The following is a 16,083-nucleotide window of genomic DNA, read 5'->3' as shown; positions in this document are numbered from 1 at the left end:
CCTAGCCCCAGCACTCCTCAGCATTCCGCAAGACTATAGGCGCACCGCCTTTCGTAACCCGCCCAATCTCATAAACACGCTCGCCGTTCTCCTCAAAACTTGTGCGCACAGCGTCTTTATAGGCCTTTGGGACGGCCACAACCATGCCTATGCCGGCATTCAGGGTCGTGCCCATATCATTAGCATTCAGATTGCCCGCCTCCATTAACCACTTGAACACAGACGGCAATTCCCACGCTGTACAATCAATTTCCGCACACAAGCCCTTCGGCATCATCCGCGGCACATTTTCCAGCAGCCCTCCGCCTGTAATATGCGCCATCCCCTTAATCGCAGGTTTGCCCACATCATCACGGATTGTGAGCGCCGCCAAAATCGATTTCACATACAGCCGCGTCGGCGTGAGCAAGGCTTCGGCCATGGTTTGGCCCTTTGCAAACGGCGCAGACGCCTCATAATCAAACCCTTGTGTACTTTCGATAATCTTACGCACCAGCGAAAACCCGTTCGAATGCAGCCCCGAAGATGCCAACCCCAAGAGAGTGTCACCATCGCCAATATCCGCGCCGGTGATTATATCTTCACGCTCAACCGCACCCACTGTAAAACCCGCCAGATCGTAATCCCCGTCTGCATACAGACCCGGCATCTCGGCTGTCTCCCCGCCAATCAACGCGCAGCCTGAAAGCTCACAGCCCTTGGCAACGCCTTTAATCACATCTTCCGCAACGCCGGTATCAAGCTTGCCTGTTGCAAAATAATCGAGGAAAAACAGCGGCTCCGCGCCCTGCACAACAATATCATTAACGCACATTGCCACCGCATCAATCCCGATTGTGTCGTGAACACCCGAATCAATCGCGATTTTGATCTTCGTCCCGACGCCATCTGTGCCCGAAACCAAAACAGGGTCGGTATAGCCCGTATCTTTCAAATCGAACAGCGCGCCAAAACCGCCAATGCCGCTCATCACCCCGGATCTCTTGGTCTTGGCGATATGCGGCTTGATGTTTTCAACCAGCTTGGCTGCTGCTTCAATATCCACCCCGGCCTGCTTATATGCGCTTTCACTCATGACTTTATCTCTTAATACTTCCAATAATTCTTGCAGCCCGTTATAACAAAAGGCACTCTCACGTGAGAATCCCAAAATAAACAAGGGGCTTGCCCATGGTCATACTCTATAAGACTTTTGCGAAGGCTCGTACAGCCTTAAGCGTACTTGGCACATGTTTTTTTATGCTGCTCACAGTGCCTTCCACTGCGCAGGCCTTTGTTGAATCCTTGTTTGCCGTTGACAATGTGACGGTCGATATTACGGCTGAGAACGCTTTGAAAGCCCGCGAGCAAGCCTTCGAAGAGGCACAGGTTAAGGCCTTCGATATACTGGCCGCACGCATGCTCTCGGAAAACGAGCTTAAGACATTCGAGCGCCCGCCGGTTATGAGCATATCGACCATGATTAAAGATTACGAGGTCAGCAACGAAAAACTGTCCTCCAAGCGCTATATCGGGACCTATAAATTTCGCTTCGAAGATCGTAGCGTAAAGCGCTATTTCTCCGGCCAGGGCGCGCAATATACTGACGTGGTGAGCAAACCAGTGCTGATTTTACCATTTCTCGAAACCGGGCAGGGCACAATTCTCTGGTCTTATCAAAATGTTTGGATGCAGGCATGGTCTACTGTGCCGGATTTGAGCAGCGGGCTTGTGCCTCTCGTCGTGCCTCTCGGCGATCTCGGCGACGTATCCGATATTGGCGATGATGAAGCGCTGACTTATTCGCGGCGCGCGCTGGATAATATGCTCCGGCGTTATGACGCAAGTGAAGCTGTCATCGCCATTGCGAAGGCTGAAGGCACAGCGCTGAATGTTCAGCTTTATCGCACCGATCGTACGCAGCCTGAATATGTGCACCAGATTTTCGAACGGGCTTTACCAGGTCAGGATCCAAACCAGATATATATTCGCGCCGTGCAGAGTGTTAAACAAGTCCTGCGCAGTGATTGGAAGAAAAAGACAGTGGTCGATGCCCGTCAGCACGGCACGATTGAAGCGCGTGTGAGCTTTGCCTCACTGCAGGAATGGTCGGATCTTCAACGCAGGCTGCAGCGTGTCAATGGGGTTTCCAATATTGCCCTGAAGGCGCTTTCCCTCAAAGAAGCCTGTGTCGAGATTACATTTGATGGAACGATAGAACGTCTAAAGCTGGCTTTGGAACAAGCTGATCTATATCTAAATGAGCGGCGCATGCAAAATAACACCGGGAGCATGAACACAGACTATTCGCAAGGCATGCACGGTGGGTTTTTAGACGGTAATGATAAAAAGGTGCAAACGGTATACGAACTCACGACTCGACACATGCCGCAAGCTGCGCCTTATCAAGAACCCTCCTATCAAACGCCGCTACGCCCCAATACCCCTTATCCGCGCCCCGATAATAACGCTGGACAAAATCAGGGCCAGCCGTACTATCAATCGCAATTTTAAAAAGGTCGTAAAATGAACCCGCGCAATCATGCCCTGTTTTGGTCTTTGGCTTTTGCCGCATTTCTCGGCCTTGTCTTTATTTTTAAAGCGGTGCTTTTACCTTTTGTGCTCGGTCTTGCCATCGCCTATTTTCTGAACCCGCTTGTGGGTGCCTTGGGCCGTATCAAGCTGGGCCGAGGCCTCGCAGCGATGGTTATCCTGATTCTGTTTTTCATTGTCGTTGGCACCTTTTTAGCGTTGCTTGCCCCTGTTCTTTACAAACAAAGCCTGCAATTGATAGAAGATTTACCTAGCTACATTGATATGGTGCTTGTCTATCTAGAGCCGCATATGCAGCGTGTTTCTGAAGTGTTGGGGCAGGAAAACGGTGCCGACCTCAAAGCCCTGCTTAGTAAACATAGCGGTAGCGTCGCACAGGTTACAAAGCAACTCTTACAAGGAATGCTCGCCGGTGGCCAGGCGGTCCTCGACATGATCTCTGTGCTTGTGTTTACCCCGATCATTGCCTATTTCATGATGAAAGAATGGATGCATATAACCGCTTGGGTGGAGGATCTCTTGCCGCAGCAGCAAAAAAATACAATTCTCGATTTGCTCAAACAAATTGATGTCAAAATATCCGGGTTTGTACGCGGACAAATCAGCGTTGCGGTAATTTTAGGACTCTCCTACGCAATCGCCCTAACGACTGCTGGCCTCAAATATGGTTTTCTTATTGGCCTTGCCTCTGGTTTGCTCTCAATAATTCCTATGGTTGGCTCTGCTTTTGGCCTCGTAATCAGTGTTGCAGTCGCATGGTTCCAGACCGGGGACCTAACCTTTGTTGCCATCATCGCCGCAATATTCCTGATTGGGCAGATTATTGAAGGCAATATTCTTAGCCCAAAAATTGTTGGCGAAAGCGTCGGCATGCACCCGCTTTGGGTCTTTTTTGCATTGCTGGCAGGCGGCAGCCTGTTCGGCATTTTGGGTATGTTGCTGGCTGTGCCGGTTGCCGCGGTAGCAGGCGTATTGCTGGCTTTCGCCATCACGCAATACAAAACCAGCCCCTATTACGGCCAGAGCAAAGAGCCGGAAAAACAACCCGCAAAAAAGCCCAAAAAATCTTCTAAAAAGTCCTCCAAAAAGAAAGAGGCATAAATGGTCAAGAACGGCGCGGCTCAGCAAATACCGCTCGATCTGGCCTTGCGCCCTGCGCACGGCATGGAGGATTTTCTAATCGGCTCCAGCAATGCTGAGGCCATAGCCTGGATCGACCGCTGGCCTGACTGGCCAGCGCCTTTGCTGGTGATTAGCGGTCCGGCGGCAAGCGGGAAAACACACCTCGCTGCTGTGTGGGGCGAAAAAACCGGTGCAACGCTGATTAATCCCGATATGCTCGCTCGGCATAGCGCTGAAGATCTTGCCGCGAAGGGGGAGCGTCTTGTTATAGACGGCATTGACCTGTGGATCGGCGACCTGGAAGCTGAAACAACCCTGTTCCACCTTTATAACATTATCCGCGAGGAACGCCGCAGCCTACTTGTCACCAGCCGCATGAACCCGACCCAAAGCGATTTTGTGATTGCCGATTTGGCCTCGCGTTTCCGCGCTGCGCCGCTCGCCACCATTAAAGCGCCGGATGATCTGTTGCTCGGCTCTGTGCTCATAAAATTATTTAGCGATCGTCAATTGCTTGTCGGCAACGAGGTGATTAGCTATATCCTGCCGCGCATGGAACGCTCATTTCTTGCGGCAAGAGACATTGTAGAAAATGCAGACAAAATGGCATATGCACGAAAAAGAGGCGTATCCATTCCCTTGATTCGTCAGGTTCTGACGGATCTGCAAAGCGACTTGTCGTGACGTAAACGCAAGGCCCAAAAACCTATGTCCAGCGTGTCGGCCGCGCCGGGGCGTTATAATCCAGCGGATCAAGCAAATCGACAATCTGGCATTTATCCGGGTCAAGCGCCGCCCAATCATCAATCGGCGCTTCAATAATGCTTAAAGAGGCAGGTTGATACCCGTTACTAAGCCGCGCCAGCACCGCGTCATTACCAGCAGCAGCGAGCATAACAGCCAACTCATAGATTGCCGGATTGTGCCCAATAAGCATTAAGGTTGCAGGATTGTCCCTCACATTTTGGATTAGGTGAAACAAATCTCCGCGGCTGGCGCTATAAATGTCTTTGCTAAAGCTGCTGTGAATTTTGTGCTCATCGGTTTGAAATAACGACTCTTTGCAGGTTTGCTGCGTACGTTTGGCCGAAGAGCATAAAATATAATCCGGGATCAATCCGCGTTGACGAAGCGCCTGCCCTAAAGCGCGCGCATCTTCAAGCCCTTTCGGACTTAAGGCGCGATCAAAGTCTTGCCCGCCATTGGCGGGCAGCGCTTGAGCATGGCGAAGTAAAAGCAGACGTTTCAAAACGTTTCAATCCTTTATTTCAGGTCCTGACTCTAATCCCACAAATCCGTTTGCGCGTCGACCTTATATTTAACAATCTTAGAGCCTTTGAGCCCCACTGCCAACGCTCCTTTTTTAACCGCCAGAGCTTCGCGCCCAAACACCTCGTAACGCCAGCCTTTTAGCGCCGGAACGTCTGCGTCATCCTCCATTGCGATAGCCTCTAGGTCTTCAGTAGAAGATAGCAACTTTGTAGCAACATCATGCTGTGCCGCCTGAATTTTGAGCAGCATGCGCAAAATATCAACTGTTGCCGAGACTCTCGGTGGTACGGGTTTTTTCTTCTTCGGTTGCGGCCAGTTTTTAGGGTTGCTGTTAAGGGCAACATTAATAAGATATAGCAACATTTTACCATGTCGGCTTTCGGCCAGATCGCCGGGCATATTCCTGATTTTTTTCAGGTGCTTAACATCTTTTGGCATTTGTGCCGCCATATCCGCCAGCGTTTCATCGCGCATTACCCAGCTTTTCGGTAAATCCTTTTCTTGAGCGCGGCGTTCTCGCCAAGCGGCAAGCTCGCGCAGCACCGCCAATGTCTTCGGTTTTGGAGATTTCACCTTCACACGCTGCCAGGCTTCATACGGATCATTCGCATAAGTTGCCGGATCGGCCAGAATATCCTCCTCCTGAAACACCCACGCGGTGCGCCCGCGCTTCTCTAGCTCCACCGCCAGTTTTTCATACACTTCAACCAGATAGGTCACGTCGCCAAGCGCGTAAGCGATTTGCTTTTCGCTTAGCGGGCGGTTCGACCAATTGGTGTATTGCACACTCTTATCAAGACTATGTCCAGTAATGCTACGCACCAGATTTTCATAGCCGACAGAATCACCGTATCCGCATACCATCGCCGCGATTTGTGTATCAAACAAAGGCGCCACGACTGTGCCCGTCAGATTAAAAAAAATCTCCAGGTCCTGTCGTCCCGCGTGAAAAACCTTGAGAATTTTCTCATCTCTCAAGAGATCGTATACGGGGGCGAGATCAAGATCATGGTCCAGCGGATCAATCGCCGCAGCCTCCCCATTCGGATGCCCGATCTGGATCAGGCAAAGCTTCGGATAATAGGTTTTTTCGCGCAGAAATTCGGTATCGACAGTGATAAAGTCACAGGTCTTCAGGGACGCACAAAACTCTTCGAGGGGTCTTTGTTCGGTAATAAGCATGCACTGTGTTTACTACCTTCAATAAAAAATGCAATAAAACCTTTGCGTCTTCGGCATTGTAAGGTTAAAAAACGGCTGGGAATTAAAGGATTAAGACAATTATGCACCAATACAGAACACACACCTGCGCGGCTTTGCGCAAAACCAGTGTCGGCGAAACGGTTAGGCTTTCCGGCTGGATTCACCGTATCTATGACTTAGGCGGGGTTTTATTTATCATCCTGCGCGACACTTACGGCATTACGCAATGCGTAGTAGAGGAAGGCTCGCCCCTGATGGCTGAGCTTGAAAAATGGCGCGTTGAAAGCGTTATCACCATCGAAGGGGCAGTCGCCGCCCGTACGCAAGAGACCATTAATTCGAAAATGCCCACCGGTGAAATTGAAATTCGCATTGAAAAGGCGGAGTTGCAAAGCGCGGCAGATGTGCTGCCGTTTCAGGTTCACGAAGACGATGGGGCCGGTGAGGATATCCGCCTGCGCTACCGCTATATCGATTTGCGCCGCGAGAAAATGCAAAAGAATATTCGCCTGCGCAACGCCGTAACCGCCTCTATGCGCAAACGGATGTGGGATCAAGGCTTTCAGGAATTCCAAACCCCCATCCTGACCGCCTCCAGCCCCGAAGGCGCGCGCGACTATCTCGTCCCCTCACGCTTGCATCCGGGGAAATTCTACGCCTTGCCGCAAGCCCCGCAGCAGTTCAAACAGCTTCTCATGATGAGCGGCTTTGATAAATATTTCCAGATCGCCCCATGTTTCCGTGATGAAGATGGCCGCGCCGACCGTCTGGCCGAATTTTACCAGCTTGACGTGGAAATGAGCTTTGTTACGCAAGATGACGTTCATGGTGCCATCCAGCCTGTGATCGAAGGCGTGTTCGAGGAATTCGCTGATTTCACTGGTGAGAAACGTAAAGTCCAGTGGCTTCCCTCTTTGCCGTATAAAGAAGCCATGCTCAAATACGGCACCGATAAGCCCGACCTGCGCAACCCGCTCGAAATTGTCGATGTCACCGAAGTCTTCGCCCGCGATGACGTTGAGTTTAAAGCCTTCAAAGGCACGATTGCAAAAGGCGGCGTTGTCCGCGCCATCCGCGCCCCCAAAGTCGCCGACCAGCCGCGCAGCTTCTTTGACAAGCTCAATAGCTGGGCGCAGGGCCAGGGCGCACCGGGCCTCGGTTATGTCCTGTTTGAAGCCGGAGAGGGCCCCATAGAGGGTAAGGGCCCGATCGCCAAATTCATCCCCGCTGCCGCACAGGATGAGCTGCGCAAAATTGCCGGGCTGGAAGATGGCGATGCCATATTCTTTGTCTGCAACCTCGAAGGCCCGGCGGCCAAATTCGCCGGCGCCGCGCGCGATGCGATTTGCGATGCTCTGCCCGAAGGTCACGCCGCCGCACGAGAACAAGGCGTTTATAAATTCTGCTGGATCGTCGATTTCCCGATGTATGAACTTGACGAACACACCGCCAAAATTGAATTCTCGCACAACCCGTTCTCCATGCCGCAAGGGGGCTTAAAAGCGCTCAATACGCAGGACCCGCAGGACATTCTGGCCTATCAGTATGACTGTGTGTGCAACGGCTTCGAACTGGCCTCCGGCGCGATCCGCAACCACAGCCCCGAGATCATGGAAAAAGCCTTCGGCCTCGCCGGGTACGACCGCGCCTTCCTCGAAGCCAAATTCGGCGGGATGCTCGGCGCCATGCGCTACGGCGCGCCGCCACACGGCGGGCTGGCCTTTGGCCTCGATCGCATTGTCATGCTGCTGGCCGATGAACCGAACCTGCGCGAAGTTTATGCGTTTGTGATGAACGGTCAGTATGAAGACCAGATGATGGCCGCGCCATCTCCGGTTGATGAGGCCCAGCTCAAAGACTTACATCTGAAACTGGCCTTGCCGAAAAAGGCCGTCGAAGCAGACGACAAAGCGGCCTAAGCCATCGGCCCGGGATCAAAATCTTTAATATGCTGCGGGATGAGTTCCGGTTTTTCGTCAGGCTTTCCTGTCAAGTTGACATTGACCGCTAGGTCTCTGGATGGTTGCCACTGCGCAGCCAGTTTTTGTTCGTTTGCAACAATTTCCTGTTCGAGTTCTTGCAGGGTTGAATATTCGCTCAGCGTATGTTGAGGAATCTGCATATTTTCAGACGGCTTCTGCCCTTCTTCGACGAGATCATTATAATAAGATAGCCCCGCATCCCATCCCGAGGGGTCAAAATTAAAATCGAGCATTTTCTCAGGGCCAAGAGTTTGTGCTGCCGCTTCAACCAAGGACCTCAGCCCTGCATGCATGGTATTGCCATTAACATTTGCACCATCAACAGGAATGTTTCTGTCGTTGTAGTCGGTTCCGCCTTTCAGCGCGACATTATAAATCCCCATGGCTTCGCGTTTTGTCAGGTTTTGCGCAACGATTTTGGTTGCGCCTTCCCCAAACAGAAAATCATCGTCAGCGCTTTGTAGCTGACCGGCTTTTGTTTTGTGATGGTCCATGACATAGATCGGATCTTCATGGAAAGGAATAATCCCACCTGAAGCAAGAGTAAAAAGCGTTCCATCATTCTCTGTGGCGATGATCTTGTTGCCCTCGCCATCGTCGGCAATAGTAAAGCTGTGAATTCTTCTTTGAACTTCAAATTCACCATCGTCGTTCAATGTCCCAAATTCCATGTAGAGATGATTACCAAAAGCGGCGAAGCCACCGTGAAAAATGTCGTTTCCAACGTCATTAAGCTTATCAAGAGTCTCGGATCCAACCAATCTGTTGATCTTGGTGAAAACATGAGCATCAAAAGGCTCTGCGCCGTAACGAATAGCCCAGTTTTTCTCACCCTCAGCGGCGTTCGAAAACGCATCACCTGCGGAAGCGGGAGAAGAGGAAGTTTGCCGTTCTGAAGAGGTACCCATTTCCGCTTTGGCACCGGATTCACCGTTAAAACCGTTTGTCAATGCCGCAGCAGATGCGGACTGCTCAACTGGCGGCTTCGCAGCAGCCGAGATTTCGACAGTCTCAACAACAGGAGGTTCGACAAACTGTTCCTCAGAAGAAGCGGACGCTTCAGGCGCTGCTGTTTGCTCCGGCTCCGGCTCAACCTCCGGCAATTTCAGCGTATCACCTGCACGAATATAATCAGGGTTTTTTATCTCGTTGAGTTCAACCAATTCGTCAACAGTTGTGCCAAACCTGTCGGCCAACTCTGATAACGTATCGCCCCAGACAATTTCATGTATTTGATGTTCAGGTTTTCCTTCGGCCATAACACACCCTTTTTTGTTTTTCTTTATTCTAAAGAGGGTGTGTTAAAAATATGTTAATTTAAGGGGGGACGGTCTCGTCTCCGGAGGAGGGCTGATTGGGAGCGGGTTTCGACTCTTCGTCCTGAATTTCGAAGGCCGGTTCCTCTGCCGGTTGACGGCGCGCTTCATCCGCCTTGAAGTTAAACGGGATATCTTGTTCATGGCGCTCCAGAGAGCGGCGAATACTTTCTACGAGATTTTTCAGGCTGACTCTTGCGTTTTCAATCTGTTCAGGTTCTGTGGCCTGGATGCGCCTGTCATCAATAGTTTCAATATTCTGTTGTGCTTCTTGTAAGGCTTTTCGGTCCTTGCGCAGGTGTACGGCTCCGGGATCACCGCTTTCCAGAGCGTTCATTTTCTTGTCAATCACGCGCAGACTTTCGGCGATGTCGTTCTGCACACGGATAATATCCTGTCCCAGTTCAAAAGACATCTGCGCCAGCGCCTTGAGCGCCCGGTCCCTGGCCTCTCTGATTTTTCTGAATTTCTCTTCAAGCTCTTCACAGGTAAGAATATTAAGCGGCAGGGAAAAGCTCGCACGTGACAAGCCGCCCACATCGCCCATCAGGAGGATTTGTTGCAGCGTAAAGTGAAAATCGCGAACGCTAATTTTGTTCGCAAGTCCGACATGCACGGGACTCGTAGCAAAGGCGTCAGGATTATCCAAATCGATCTCCATTCTTTATTTTGATTTTTGTAAAATACCTGATTTGCGGGCTTTTTGTCAAAAAAGGAAAAGCCCGGCTCATTTTAAGGGGTACAGAGCCGGGCTTTGGGGGTGTTGCCTGCATTTTAGGGTTCACGGTTGGGGGAGGAGCTGCAGGCATTGAAAATTCAAAAATAGTTACGCACGTTTAACCTCCGCTGAATATTTTCGATTACGGTGAAGGTCGTCGCTGGCGCCTTCAAAAATGGCATCGGCACGTGCGCCTTTCTCATAACTTTTGAGGCCGAGGCTAAGGCTTAAACGAATTTCAGCCTCATCCCAAATCAGTGAAAGCCGATTAAGTCGCAGGGCCATATTTTGTAAACGGCTCAGGGCCTGACTCATTGTCGTATCTGTAAAAAGCAGGATGAACTCATCATCTTCCGTTCGCGCCGCCAGATCCATGTCACGAATTTCACTTTCTAGCGCACTGGCGATGAGTCTCACCGCCAGATCCGCCGTATGCATACCGTGCATACTGCGTATTTTTTGCAAATTCTCCAGATTAAACATGACCAACAGCCCGCCGACGCTATGCCCGCGATTTGTACGGGCGACTTCGCGGGCCAGCAGAACCGAAAAGCCTTTGCGGTTCAAAAGCCCGCTGAGTTGATCACGTTCATTCAAGCTTTGCAACGCCTGTAAGCTTCGGTCTTGCTCGGAAATCTTTTGCTCGGCACTGCGCAGCACATGTTTTGTGAGTTCCAGAAAATGAGCAGTTTCACTCAAATTTTGGTTTAACAACTCTTTGCTATTCTGATGAGAGGCCAAAATATCGAATATGTCGTGTTGACCATCCAAAAACGATTGCTCGCGCGTAAGCTCAAGCCGGTTAGCTTTACCGGCGGGCACTTTATCGCGCTGCACATATTCATTCTGGATCATATCCGAAGCCATCAAGCTCTCCTTCTGCCGTGTTGGGTCAATAAAACCGCAAATGTCATATAAATCTTATGGTTGCGAATCTTGTGCCAGTTTTGTTTCTGCTAAATTTGTTTTAAATCAATTGCTTGCGTTAAGGTCTGTTTTGAGGAAAAGCACCGGATAATAAGATTCTGTAAAAAATGGATTATTTTTCCGCCTGTCATAGGGTAGAGTTTGCCGCGCAAAAAGTGCCTGTATCACGCATGATTAGCTCTTTGCCCATACGCATCCCTTTGCTATGATTGCGCTGCACTGTCAAGAAAGCTTCCCCATGCGCATATTGTCCCTGATATTCACATTTCTGATTGTTTCCACGTCTGCCCACGCGACTGAAATCCAGGATAAGGCGCAAGCCTTAGGTTTTCAGCCGCACAAGGCACTGTACGATATTAAACTGGCAGGGGTGCGTAGCGGTTCGCAAATTCTCAACATCTCTGGTCAAATGTTTTATGAATGGCAGCCATCCTGCGATGCCTGGACCACCAACCACCGTTTTAATCTCCTTTATGAATATGCTGATAGCGCACCGATGCGCATTACCAGCAATTTTTCAACCTATGAACCCTATGATGGCGCAAGCTTGAATTTTACCTCGCAGCGCAAGCGCGATGGCAATATTTTTGAAGAAATTCGCGGAAGCGCTGAAGTGAAGGAAGATGGCATGGGCAATGCGGTCTTTACCATGCCGGAGAATCTGGAATTCAAGCTGCCGACAGGCACAGTGTTCCCAATAGCCCACAGCATGGGTTTGGCGCAGAAAATTCGTGAAGGTGCAAAATTCTATACGGCCACGATATTTGACGGCAGTGACGAGGACGGTCCGGTAAGTGTAACAGCCTTTATCGGGAAGTCCGCAGCGCCCAGTCAATTAGGAGACGAATTTCCGGCGATCGATAAAACCCTGCTGGGTTCTCCTGCACATGACGTGCGTTTGGCCTTTTTCCCGCTTCAGGATCAGGAGGAAATATCCGATTATGAAATGAATTTGGTATTCCATGAAAACAGTCTGATTAGCGATATGCTTATCGAATATGATGATTTTACCGTCTCACAGACCCTCGTAGCGGTGGAGCCTGTAACTGACACCTGCAGGCACACTAAATTCAACGACTAGGCAAGAAACAAAGCGGCTTCTCAAACACACTAAAAACCGATAGAATCCATAAGCAGATAATAATATTAATCTTTAAATTAATACTTTGGAAACAAAGAACTTCTATTCTTGAATATAGGGCACCCGCATCGCCTTGCCGATCGGGGTATAAGGGCAAAAAAACAATGAGTAAACAAGTTTTAATCGTTGAAGATAACGAGCTGAATATGAAGCTCTTTCAGGATCTTCTCGAGGCGCATGACATAGAAACACTCAAAACCAGTGATGGACATGATGTTTTGGCCCTTGCACGTAAGCACAAGCCGGATCTGATCCTTATGGACATACAGTTACCGGAAATTTCCGGTTTGGAAGTGACAAAGCAGTTAAAAAGCGATGACGAGCTTAAAGATATTCCGGTAATCGCCGTCACCGCGTTTGCCATGAAAGGCGATGAACAAAAAATCCGTGAAGGTGGCTGTGAAGATTATATTTCAAAGCCAATATCGGTTGGAAATTTCATTGAAGTCATACAAAGCTATTTATAAAAACAGGGGAAGCAATGTCCGCACGTGTGTTGGTGGTTGATGATATTTTGCCGAACGTCAAGCTTTTGGAAGCAAAACTGACGAGCGAATATTACGAAGTTCTCACAGCCATGAACGGCGAGGAAGCTCTGCGTAAAGTGGCGGAGGAAAGCCCCGATTTAGTTCTGCTTGACGTTATGATGCCGGGTATGGACGGCTTTGAGGTTTGCACCAAAATAAAGCAAAACTCAGCCAGTGCGCATATTCCCGTCGTGATGGTGACGGCGCTTACCGATGTGCACGACAAAGTCCGCGGCTTGGAAGCCGGCGCTGATGATTTCTTGAGTAAACCCATTAACGATACCGCTCTTATGGCGCGCGTACGCTCGCTTGTTCGGTTAAAAATGTCTACCGATGAATGGCGCATTCGTGAAAATACGGCCAATCAGCTCGGCGTGATGGATGAAACCACCAACGCGATGAGTGAATGTCCGGAAAAAGCAAATATACTGATCATTGAGGACAAAGATTTCGATCTGCAAAAAATGTCCGAAACACTTGAGAAAGACAGCAACACAAGTCGCGGTGTACAAAGCGGCGCACAAGCCATAGAGATGATCTCTGCCCATGATTTTGATTTGGTGATCATCAGCCTGAATCTTAAAAATGAAGATGGCTTGCGGCTATGCTCCCACTTAAAGTCGAACGAACGCACTCGCGCAGTGCCGCTTTTGATGGTTGGTGGCGACGAGGATATGGAGCGCATTGCTCACGGGCTGGAAATAGGCGCGCATGACTATATCTTGCGTCCGGTTGAACGTTCCGAACTGTTGGCGCGTGTACGCACACAAATTCGGCGCAAACGTTTCCAGGAACGCCTGCGTGCGACTTACGAAATCAGCCTTTCTATGGCTCTGACCGACAGCTTGACCGGTCTGTATAATCGTCGCTATCTGGAAGTTCATCTCGATAAGCTGCTTGAAAAAAACAAGGACAGTAAAAAATCACTGGCCGTTTTGATGCTCGATATTGACCATTTCAAACCGGTGAATGACACATACGGCCATAAGGCCGGCGATGAGACGCTCAAGATTTTTGCCAAACGCATTCAGGATAACTTGCGGAGTTTTGATCTCGTCGCACGGCTGGGCGGTGAAGAGTTTGTTGCCATTTTGCCGGATATTTCAGAGCGCCGTACCTATATAGTGGCCGAACGGCTGCGCCGCTCCATTGCTGACGAACCTTTTGACGTTGGCCTCGAAAGTGGCCCGATCAATATTACCACCTCAATCGGCGGCACGATTGTCGATTTTGAAAAACACACGGTTGAAGAAGTACTGGAACGTGCCGATAAAGCGCTTTACGAAGCCAAGGAAGGCGGGCGTAACTGCGTCGTGTTTGAGGGCAAGGGCAAGCTGATCCCCGAAGAGCACGAAAGCGAAGAGCGTAAGACGATCACATAGCCACCATTGCTACTCCGGCAAAAACCCGCCCGATTGCATCGCCCAGAGCTTCTGATAAACTCCGCCGCCGGCCAGCAATGCTCCATGCGCGCCGTCTTCGATAATCCGGCCTTCTTTCATGACCAAAAGCCGATCAAGATTCTGGATTGTCGAAAGCCGGTGGGCAATCGCGATCACAGTTTTATCCGCCATCAGATTTTGTAGCGCCGCCTGAATTTCCTGTTCGCTTTCACTATCCAGAGCGGACGTGGCCTCATCCAGAATTAAGATCGGCGCATCTTTCAAAATCGCCCGTGCAATCGCAATGCGTTGGCGCTGGCCGCCCGATAGCTTGACGCCGCGCTCCCCGACATGGGTTTCAAACCCCTCCGGCAGTTCTTCAATAAAACCATGCGCATGGGCTTTCTTCGCTGCCTCTAAAACCTCTTCATCACTGGCATCCAGCCGTCCATAGCGGATATTATCCATGATGCTGCGGTGAAACAGCGATGTATCCTGCGGAATAACAGCGATATTCCGGCGCAACGAACTTTGCGTGACGCGGGCAATATTCTGCCCATCAATCAGGATTTCACCGCTTTGAATATCGTAAAAACGCTGGATCAAATTGATCAGCGTACTTTTCCCTGCGCCGGAATGCCCGACCAGCCCAACGCGCTGCCCAGCTTTAATCTGAAGATTGAGATCGGTAAATACGGCCTTATTCTCATATTCGAAATGAACATGGCGAAATTCGATTGCGCCTTGTTCGACACACAACGCAGGCGCATCTGGCGCATCACTGACGCTGTGCGGCTTGATCAACGTCTTCAAAGAATCGTTGAGATAACCCAGCGATTCCATCACATGAATAATCCCAAAGCTTAAGTTCCACGCATTGGCGGTAAAGTTAAAACTCAGGCCCATAATGGTTGCAATATCGCCCAGCGTGATCAGCCCCTTCTGCCAGCCAAGAACGCAAGCAACCATCATTCCGCTGCCAAAGACAACCAGACTCATCCGCCGGTAATTATCCAGCAGCAAGAACGCACGCAGCATCTTATGCCACGCCTTCATCTGCGTCTCACTCACGCGGGTGTGTTCTTCCAGTTCCCGCGCCTCGTGGGCATAGGATTTGACAGAGGCCATATTGGTCAGGCTGTCAACGATCTGTCCGGAAACATCCGAGCAGCTATCGGCAAAGATACGGGACTTCTCTCGCAATTTTCCGAGTTTTAGGAATACCGGTAGCAGCAAAATAAATAAAAACGCAACGACCAGCGCGCCATAAAGCGGAGAAACTTTTAGCAAAACAAGGCCAGAGGTCCCCATGCTGACCACTGGCAGTAGAATTTGCCAGCGGATTTGCTCTTGCAAATTCAAAGCTTTCTCTATCCCTTCCGAGACTTTCCGCGCCAGCGATCCTGCAAAATGGTCCTGAAAGAAAGTATATGAATGCTGTAAAGTATACGCAAATAAATCACTGCGCAGCTCCGCGCGGGCGCGTTTCCACCAGTCGAACGCAAAATAATGCGGGATGGCATGTGTCAGCTCGCCGATAAACAGCACAGCAAACAAGGCCGCTGTATACAGCCAGACAGCATCAGGCAGGGCGCTGCCAGCAGGCAGTTCTGTAATCATGTCGATGATCAAGCCAACCAGCAAATAGGCAATCGGATAGCGGACCCCATGGATGATGTCCATCAGGATAAATACTGCCCACATCACCGGGTTACGCCGCACGACCATCCAGACATAGCCCGGCAACCGCGCCGGAATATTGGTATCCGGCGTGTAATCCAGTCTGTATTTATTGGCTTTTTTTAAAACCATTTTCATCTTTCCTTGTCATTGCGAGGAGGAACGAAGTTCCGACGCGGCAATCCAAATTTGTATGGATTGCTTCACCTGCTACGCAGGTTCGCAATGACGCATTAAACCCAAAAACAAAAAAGCGCCATAAAGGCGCTTTTCAAAAAATC

General features: G+C 50.2%; 14 protein-coding genes. 7 read left to right on the top strand and 7 right to left on the bottom strand.

The genetic code is table 11. The features are described from left to right. Nucleotide 1: 1 nt before the first annotated feature. On the bottom strand, nt 2–1,075 hold the full coding sequence (locus tag H6859_06925) for a phosphoribosylformylglycinamidine cyclo-ligase (protein USO04891.1): 1,074 nt from the start codon (nt 1,073–1,075) through the stop codon (nt 2–4). Nucleotides 1,076–1,170: 95 nt separating this feature from the next. On the opposite strand from H6859_06925, the gene H6859_06920 reads away from it, so the two are divergent. The 3 genes from H6859_06920 to H6859_06910 are packed head-to-tail and all read left to right on the top strand — an operon-like array spanning nt 1,171 to nt 4,338. Continuing rightward, complete coding sequence (locus H6859_06920) at nt 1,171–2,493, top strand: DUF2066 domain-containing protein (GenBank protein ID USO04890.1); 1,323 nt, start codon at nt 1,171–1,173, stop codon at nt 2,491–2,493. Nucleotides 2,494–2,505: 12 nt separating this feature from the next. Beyond that, nucleotides 2,506–3,633 (top strand): AI-2E family transporter, encoded by a 1,128-nt coding sequence (locus H6859_06915; protein ID USO04889.1) that lies wholly within the window; start codon nt 2,506–2,508, stop codon nt 3,631–3,633. Further along, the gene (locus H6859_06910; protein USO04888.1) at nt 3,634–4,338 is read left to right on the top strand and encodes a DNA replication protein; all 705 of its coding nucleotides are present in this window, start codon (nt 3,634–3,636) and stop codon (nt 4,336–4,338) included. 22 nt (nt 4,339–4,360) lie between these two features. Here H6859_06910 and H6859_06905 read toward each other — a convergent pair whose 3' ends face one another. Further along, nucleotides 4,361–4,903 carry a histidine phosphatase family protein gene (locus H6859_06905; GenBank protein USO04887.1) on the bottom strand — a complete coding sequence of 181 codons (543 nt, stop codon included), beginning with the start codon at nt 4,901–4,903 and terminating at the stop codon, nt 4,361–4,363. 32 nt (nt 4,904–4,935) lie between these two features. Beyond that, nucleotides 4,936–6,108 carry a ribonuclease D gene (gene rnd, locus H6859_06900; GenBank protein USO04886.1) on the bottom strand — a complete coding sequence of 391 codons (1,173 nt, stop codon included), beginning with the start codon at nt 6,106–6,108 and terminating at the stop codon, nt 4,936–4,938. 101 nt (nt 6,109–6,209) lie between these two features. Between rnd and aspS the strand changes: the two genes are divergently transcribed. Beyond that, nucleotides 6,210–8,048, top strand: a complete 1,839-nt coding sequence (gene aspS, locus H6859_06895; protein USO04885.1) for an aspartate--tRNA ligase — start codon at nt 6,210–6,212, stop codon at nt 8,046–8,048. Here the strand turns inward: aspS and H6859_06890 are convergent. The 3 genes from H6859_06890 to H6859_06880 all read right to left on the bottom strand — a co-directional run bounded on the left by H6859_06890 (nt 8,045) and on the right by H6859_06880 (nt 11,012). Next, nucleotides 8,045–9,370: a LysM peptidoglycan-binding domain-containing protein gene (locus H6859_06890; GenBank protein ID USO04884.1), complete on the bottom strand. Its 1,326-nt coding sequence runs from the start codon at nt 9,368–9,370 to the stop codon at nt 8,045–8,047. The two genes, aspS and H6859_06890, sit on opposite strands and share 4 nt — an antisense overlap. A 58-nt stretch (nt 9,371–9,428) precedes the next feature. Then, nucleotides 9,429–10,088 (bottom strand): hypothetical protein, encoded by a 660-nt coding sequence (locus tag H6859_06885; GenBank protein ID USO04883.1) that lies wholly within the window; start codon nt 10,086–10,088, stop codon nt 9,429–9,431. A 165-nt stretch (nt 10,089–10,253) separates the two neighbouring features. Next, nucleotides 10,254–11,012 (bottom strand): GGDEF domain-containing protein, encoded by a 759-nt coding sequence (locus tag H6859_06880; protein ID USO04882.1) that lies wholly within the window; start codon nt 11,010–11,012, stop codon nt 10,254–10,256. 298 nt (nt 11,013–11,310) lie between these two features. Between H6859_06880 and H6859_06875 the strand changes: the two genes are divergently transcribed. The 3 genes from H6859_06875 (at nt 11,311) to H6859_06865 (ending at nt 14,122) form a co-directional block, all read left to right on the top strand. Beyond that, the gene (locus tag H6859_06875) at nt 11,311–12,153 is read left to right on the top strand and encodes a DUF1849 family protein (GenBank protein ID USO04881.1); all 843 of its coding nucleotides are present in this window, start codon (nt 11,311–11,313) and stop codon (nt 12,151–12,153) included. Nucleotides 12,154–12,317: 164 nt separating this feature from the next. Beyond that, complete coding sequence (locus H6859_06870; protein ID USO04880.1) at nt 12,318–12,680, top strand: response regulator; 363 nt, start codon at nt 12,318–12,320, stop codon at nt 12,678–12,680. A 14-nt stretch (nt 12,681–12,694) separates the two neighbouring features. Next, nucleotides 12,695–14,122 carry a PleD family two-component system response regulator gene (locus tag H6859_06865; protein USO04879.1) on the top strand — a complete coding sequence of 476 codons (1,428 nt, stop codon included), beginning with the start codon at nt 12,695–12,697 and terminating at the stop codon, nt 14,120–14,122. A gap of 9 nt (nt 14,123–14,131) precedes the next feature. Here H6859_06865 and H6859_06860 read toward each other — a convergent pair whose 3' ends face one another. Beyond that, nucleotides 14,132–15,934: an ABC transporter ATP-binding protein gene (locus tag H6859_06860; GenBank protein USO04878.1), complete on the bottom strand. Its 1,803-nt coding sequence runs from the start codon at nt 15,932–15,934 to the stop codon at nt 14,132–14,134. Between the last annotated feature and the right edge of the window lie 149 nt (nt 15,935–16,083).

This window comes from Rhodospirillales bacterium (assembly GCA_023898785.1).
GTDB lineage: Bacteria > Pseudomonadota > Alphaproteobacteria > Micavibrionales > Micavibrionaceae > TMED27.
The sequence above is the reverse complement of the archived record's forward strand: the minus strand, read 5'-3'. Positions and strand labels throughout refer to the sequence as shown.

Excerpts from the sequence above, each read along its gene's own strand:
- H6859_06925 (USO04891.1), bottom strand. The coding sequence starts at position 1,075 with ATGAGTGAAAGCGCATATAAGCAGGCCGGGGTGGATATTGAAGCAGCA.
- H6859_06920 (USO04890.1), top strand. The coding sequence starts at position 1,171 with ATGGTCATACTCTATAAGACTTTTGCGAAGGCTCGTACAGCCTTAAGC.
- H6859_06915 (USO04889.1), top strand. The coding sequence starts at position 2,506 with ATGAACCCGCGCAATCATGCCCTGTTTTGGTCTTTGGCTTTTGCCGCA.
- H6859_06910 (USO04888.1), top strand. The coding sequence starts at position 3,634 with ATGGTCAAGAACGGCGCGGCTCAGCAAATACCGCTCGATCTGGCCTTG.
- rnd (USO04886.1), bottom strand. The coding sequence starts at position 6,108 with ATGCTTATTACCGAACAAAGACCCCTCGAAGAGTTTTGTGCGTCCCTG.
- aspS (USO04885.1), top strand. The coding sequence starts at position 6,210 with ATGCACCAATACAGAACACACACCTGCGCGGCTTTGCGCAAAACCAGT.
- H6859_06890 (USO04884.1), bottom strand. The coding sequence starts at position 9,370 with ATGGCCGAAGGAAAACCTGAACATCAAATACATGAAATTGTCTGGGGC.
- H6859_06885 (USO04883.1), bottom strand. The coding sequence starts at position 10,088 with ATGGAGATCGATTTGGATAATCCTGACGCCTTTGCTACGAGTCCCGTG.
- H6859_06880 (USO04882.1), bottom strand. The coding sequence starts at position 11,012 with ATGGCTTCGGATATGATCCAGAATGAATATGTGCAGCGCGATAAAGTG.
- H6859_06875 (USO04881.1), top strand. The coding sequence starts at position 11,311 with ATGCGCATATTGTCCCTGATATTCACATTTCTGATTGTTTCCACGTCT.
- H6859_06870 (USO04880.1), top strand. The coding sequence starts at position 12,318 with ATGAGTAAACAAGTTTTAATCGTTGAAGATAACGAGCTGAATATGAAG.
- H6859_06865 (USO04879.1), top strand. The coding sequence starts at position 12,695 with ATGTCCGCACGTGTGTTGGTGGTTGATGATATTTTGCCGAACGTCAAG.
- H6859_06860 (USO04878.1), bottom strand. The coding sequence starts at position 15,934 with ATGGTTTTAAAAAAAGCCAATAAATACAGACTGGATTACACGCCGGAT.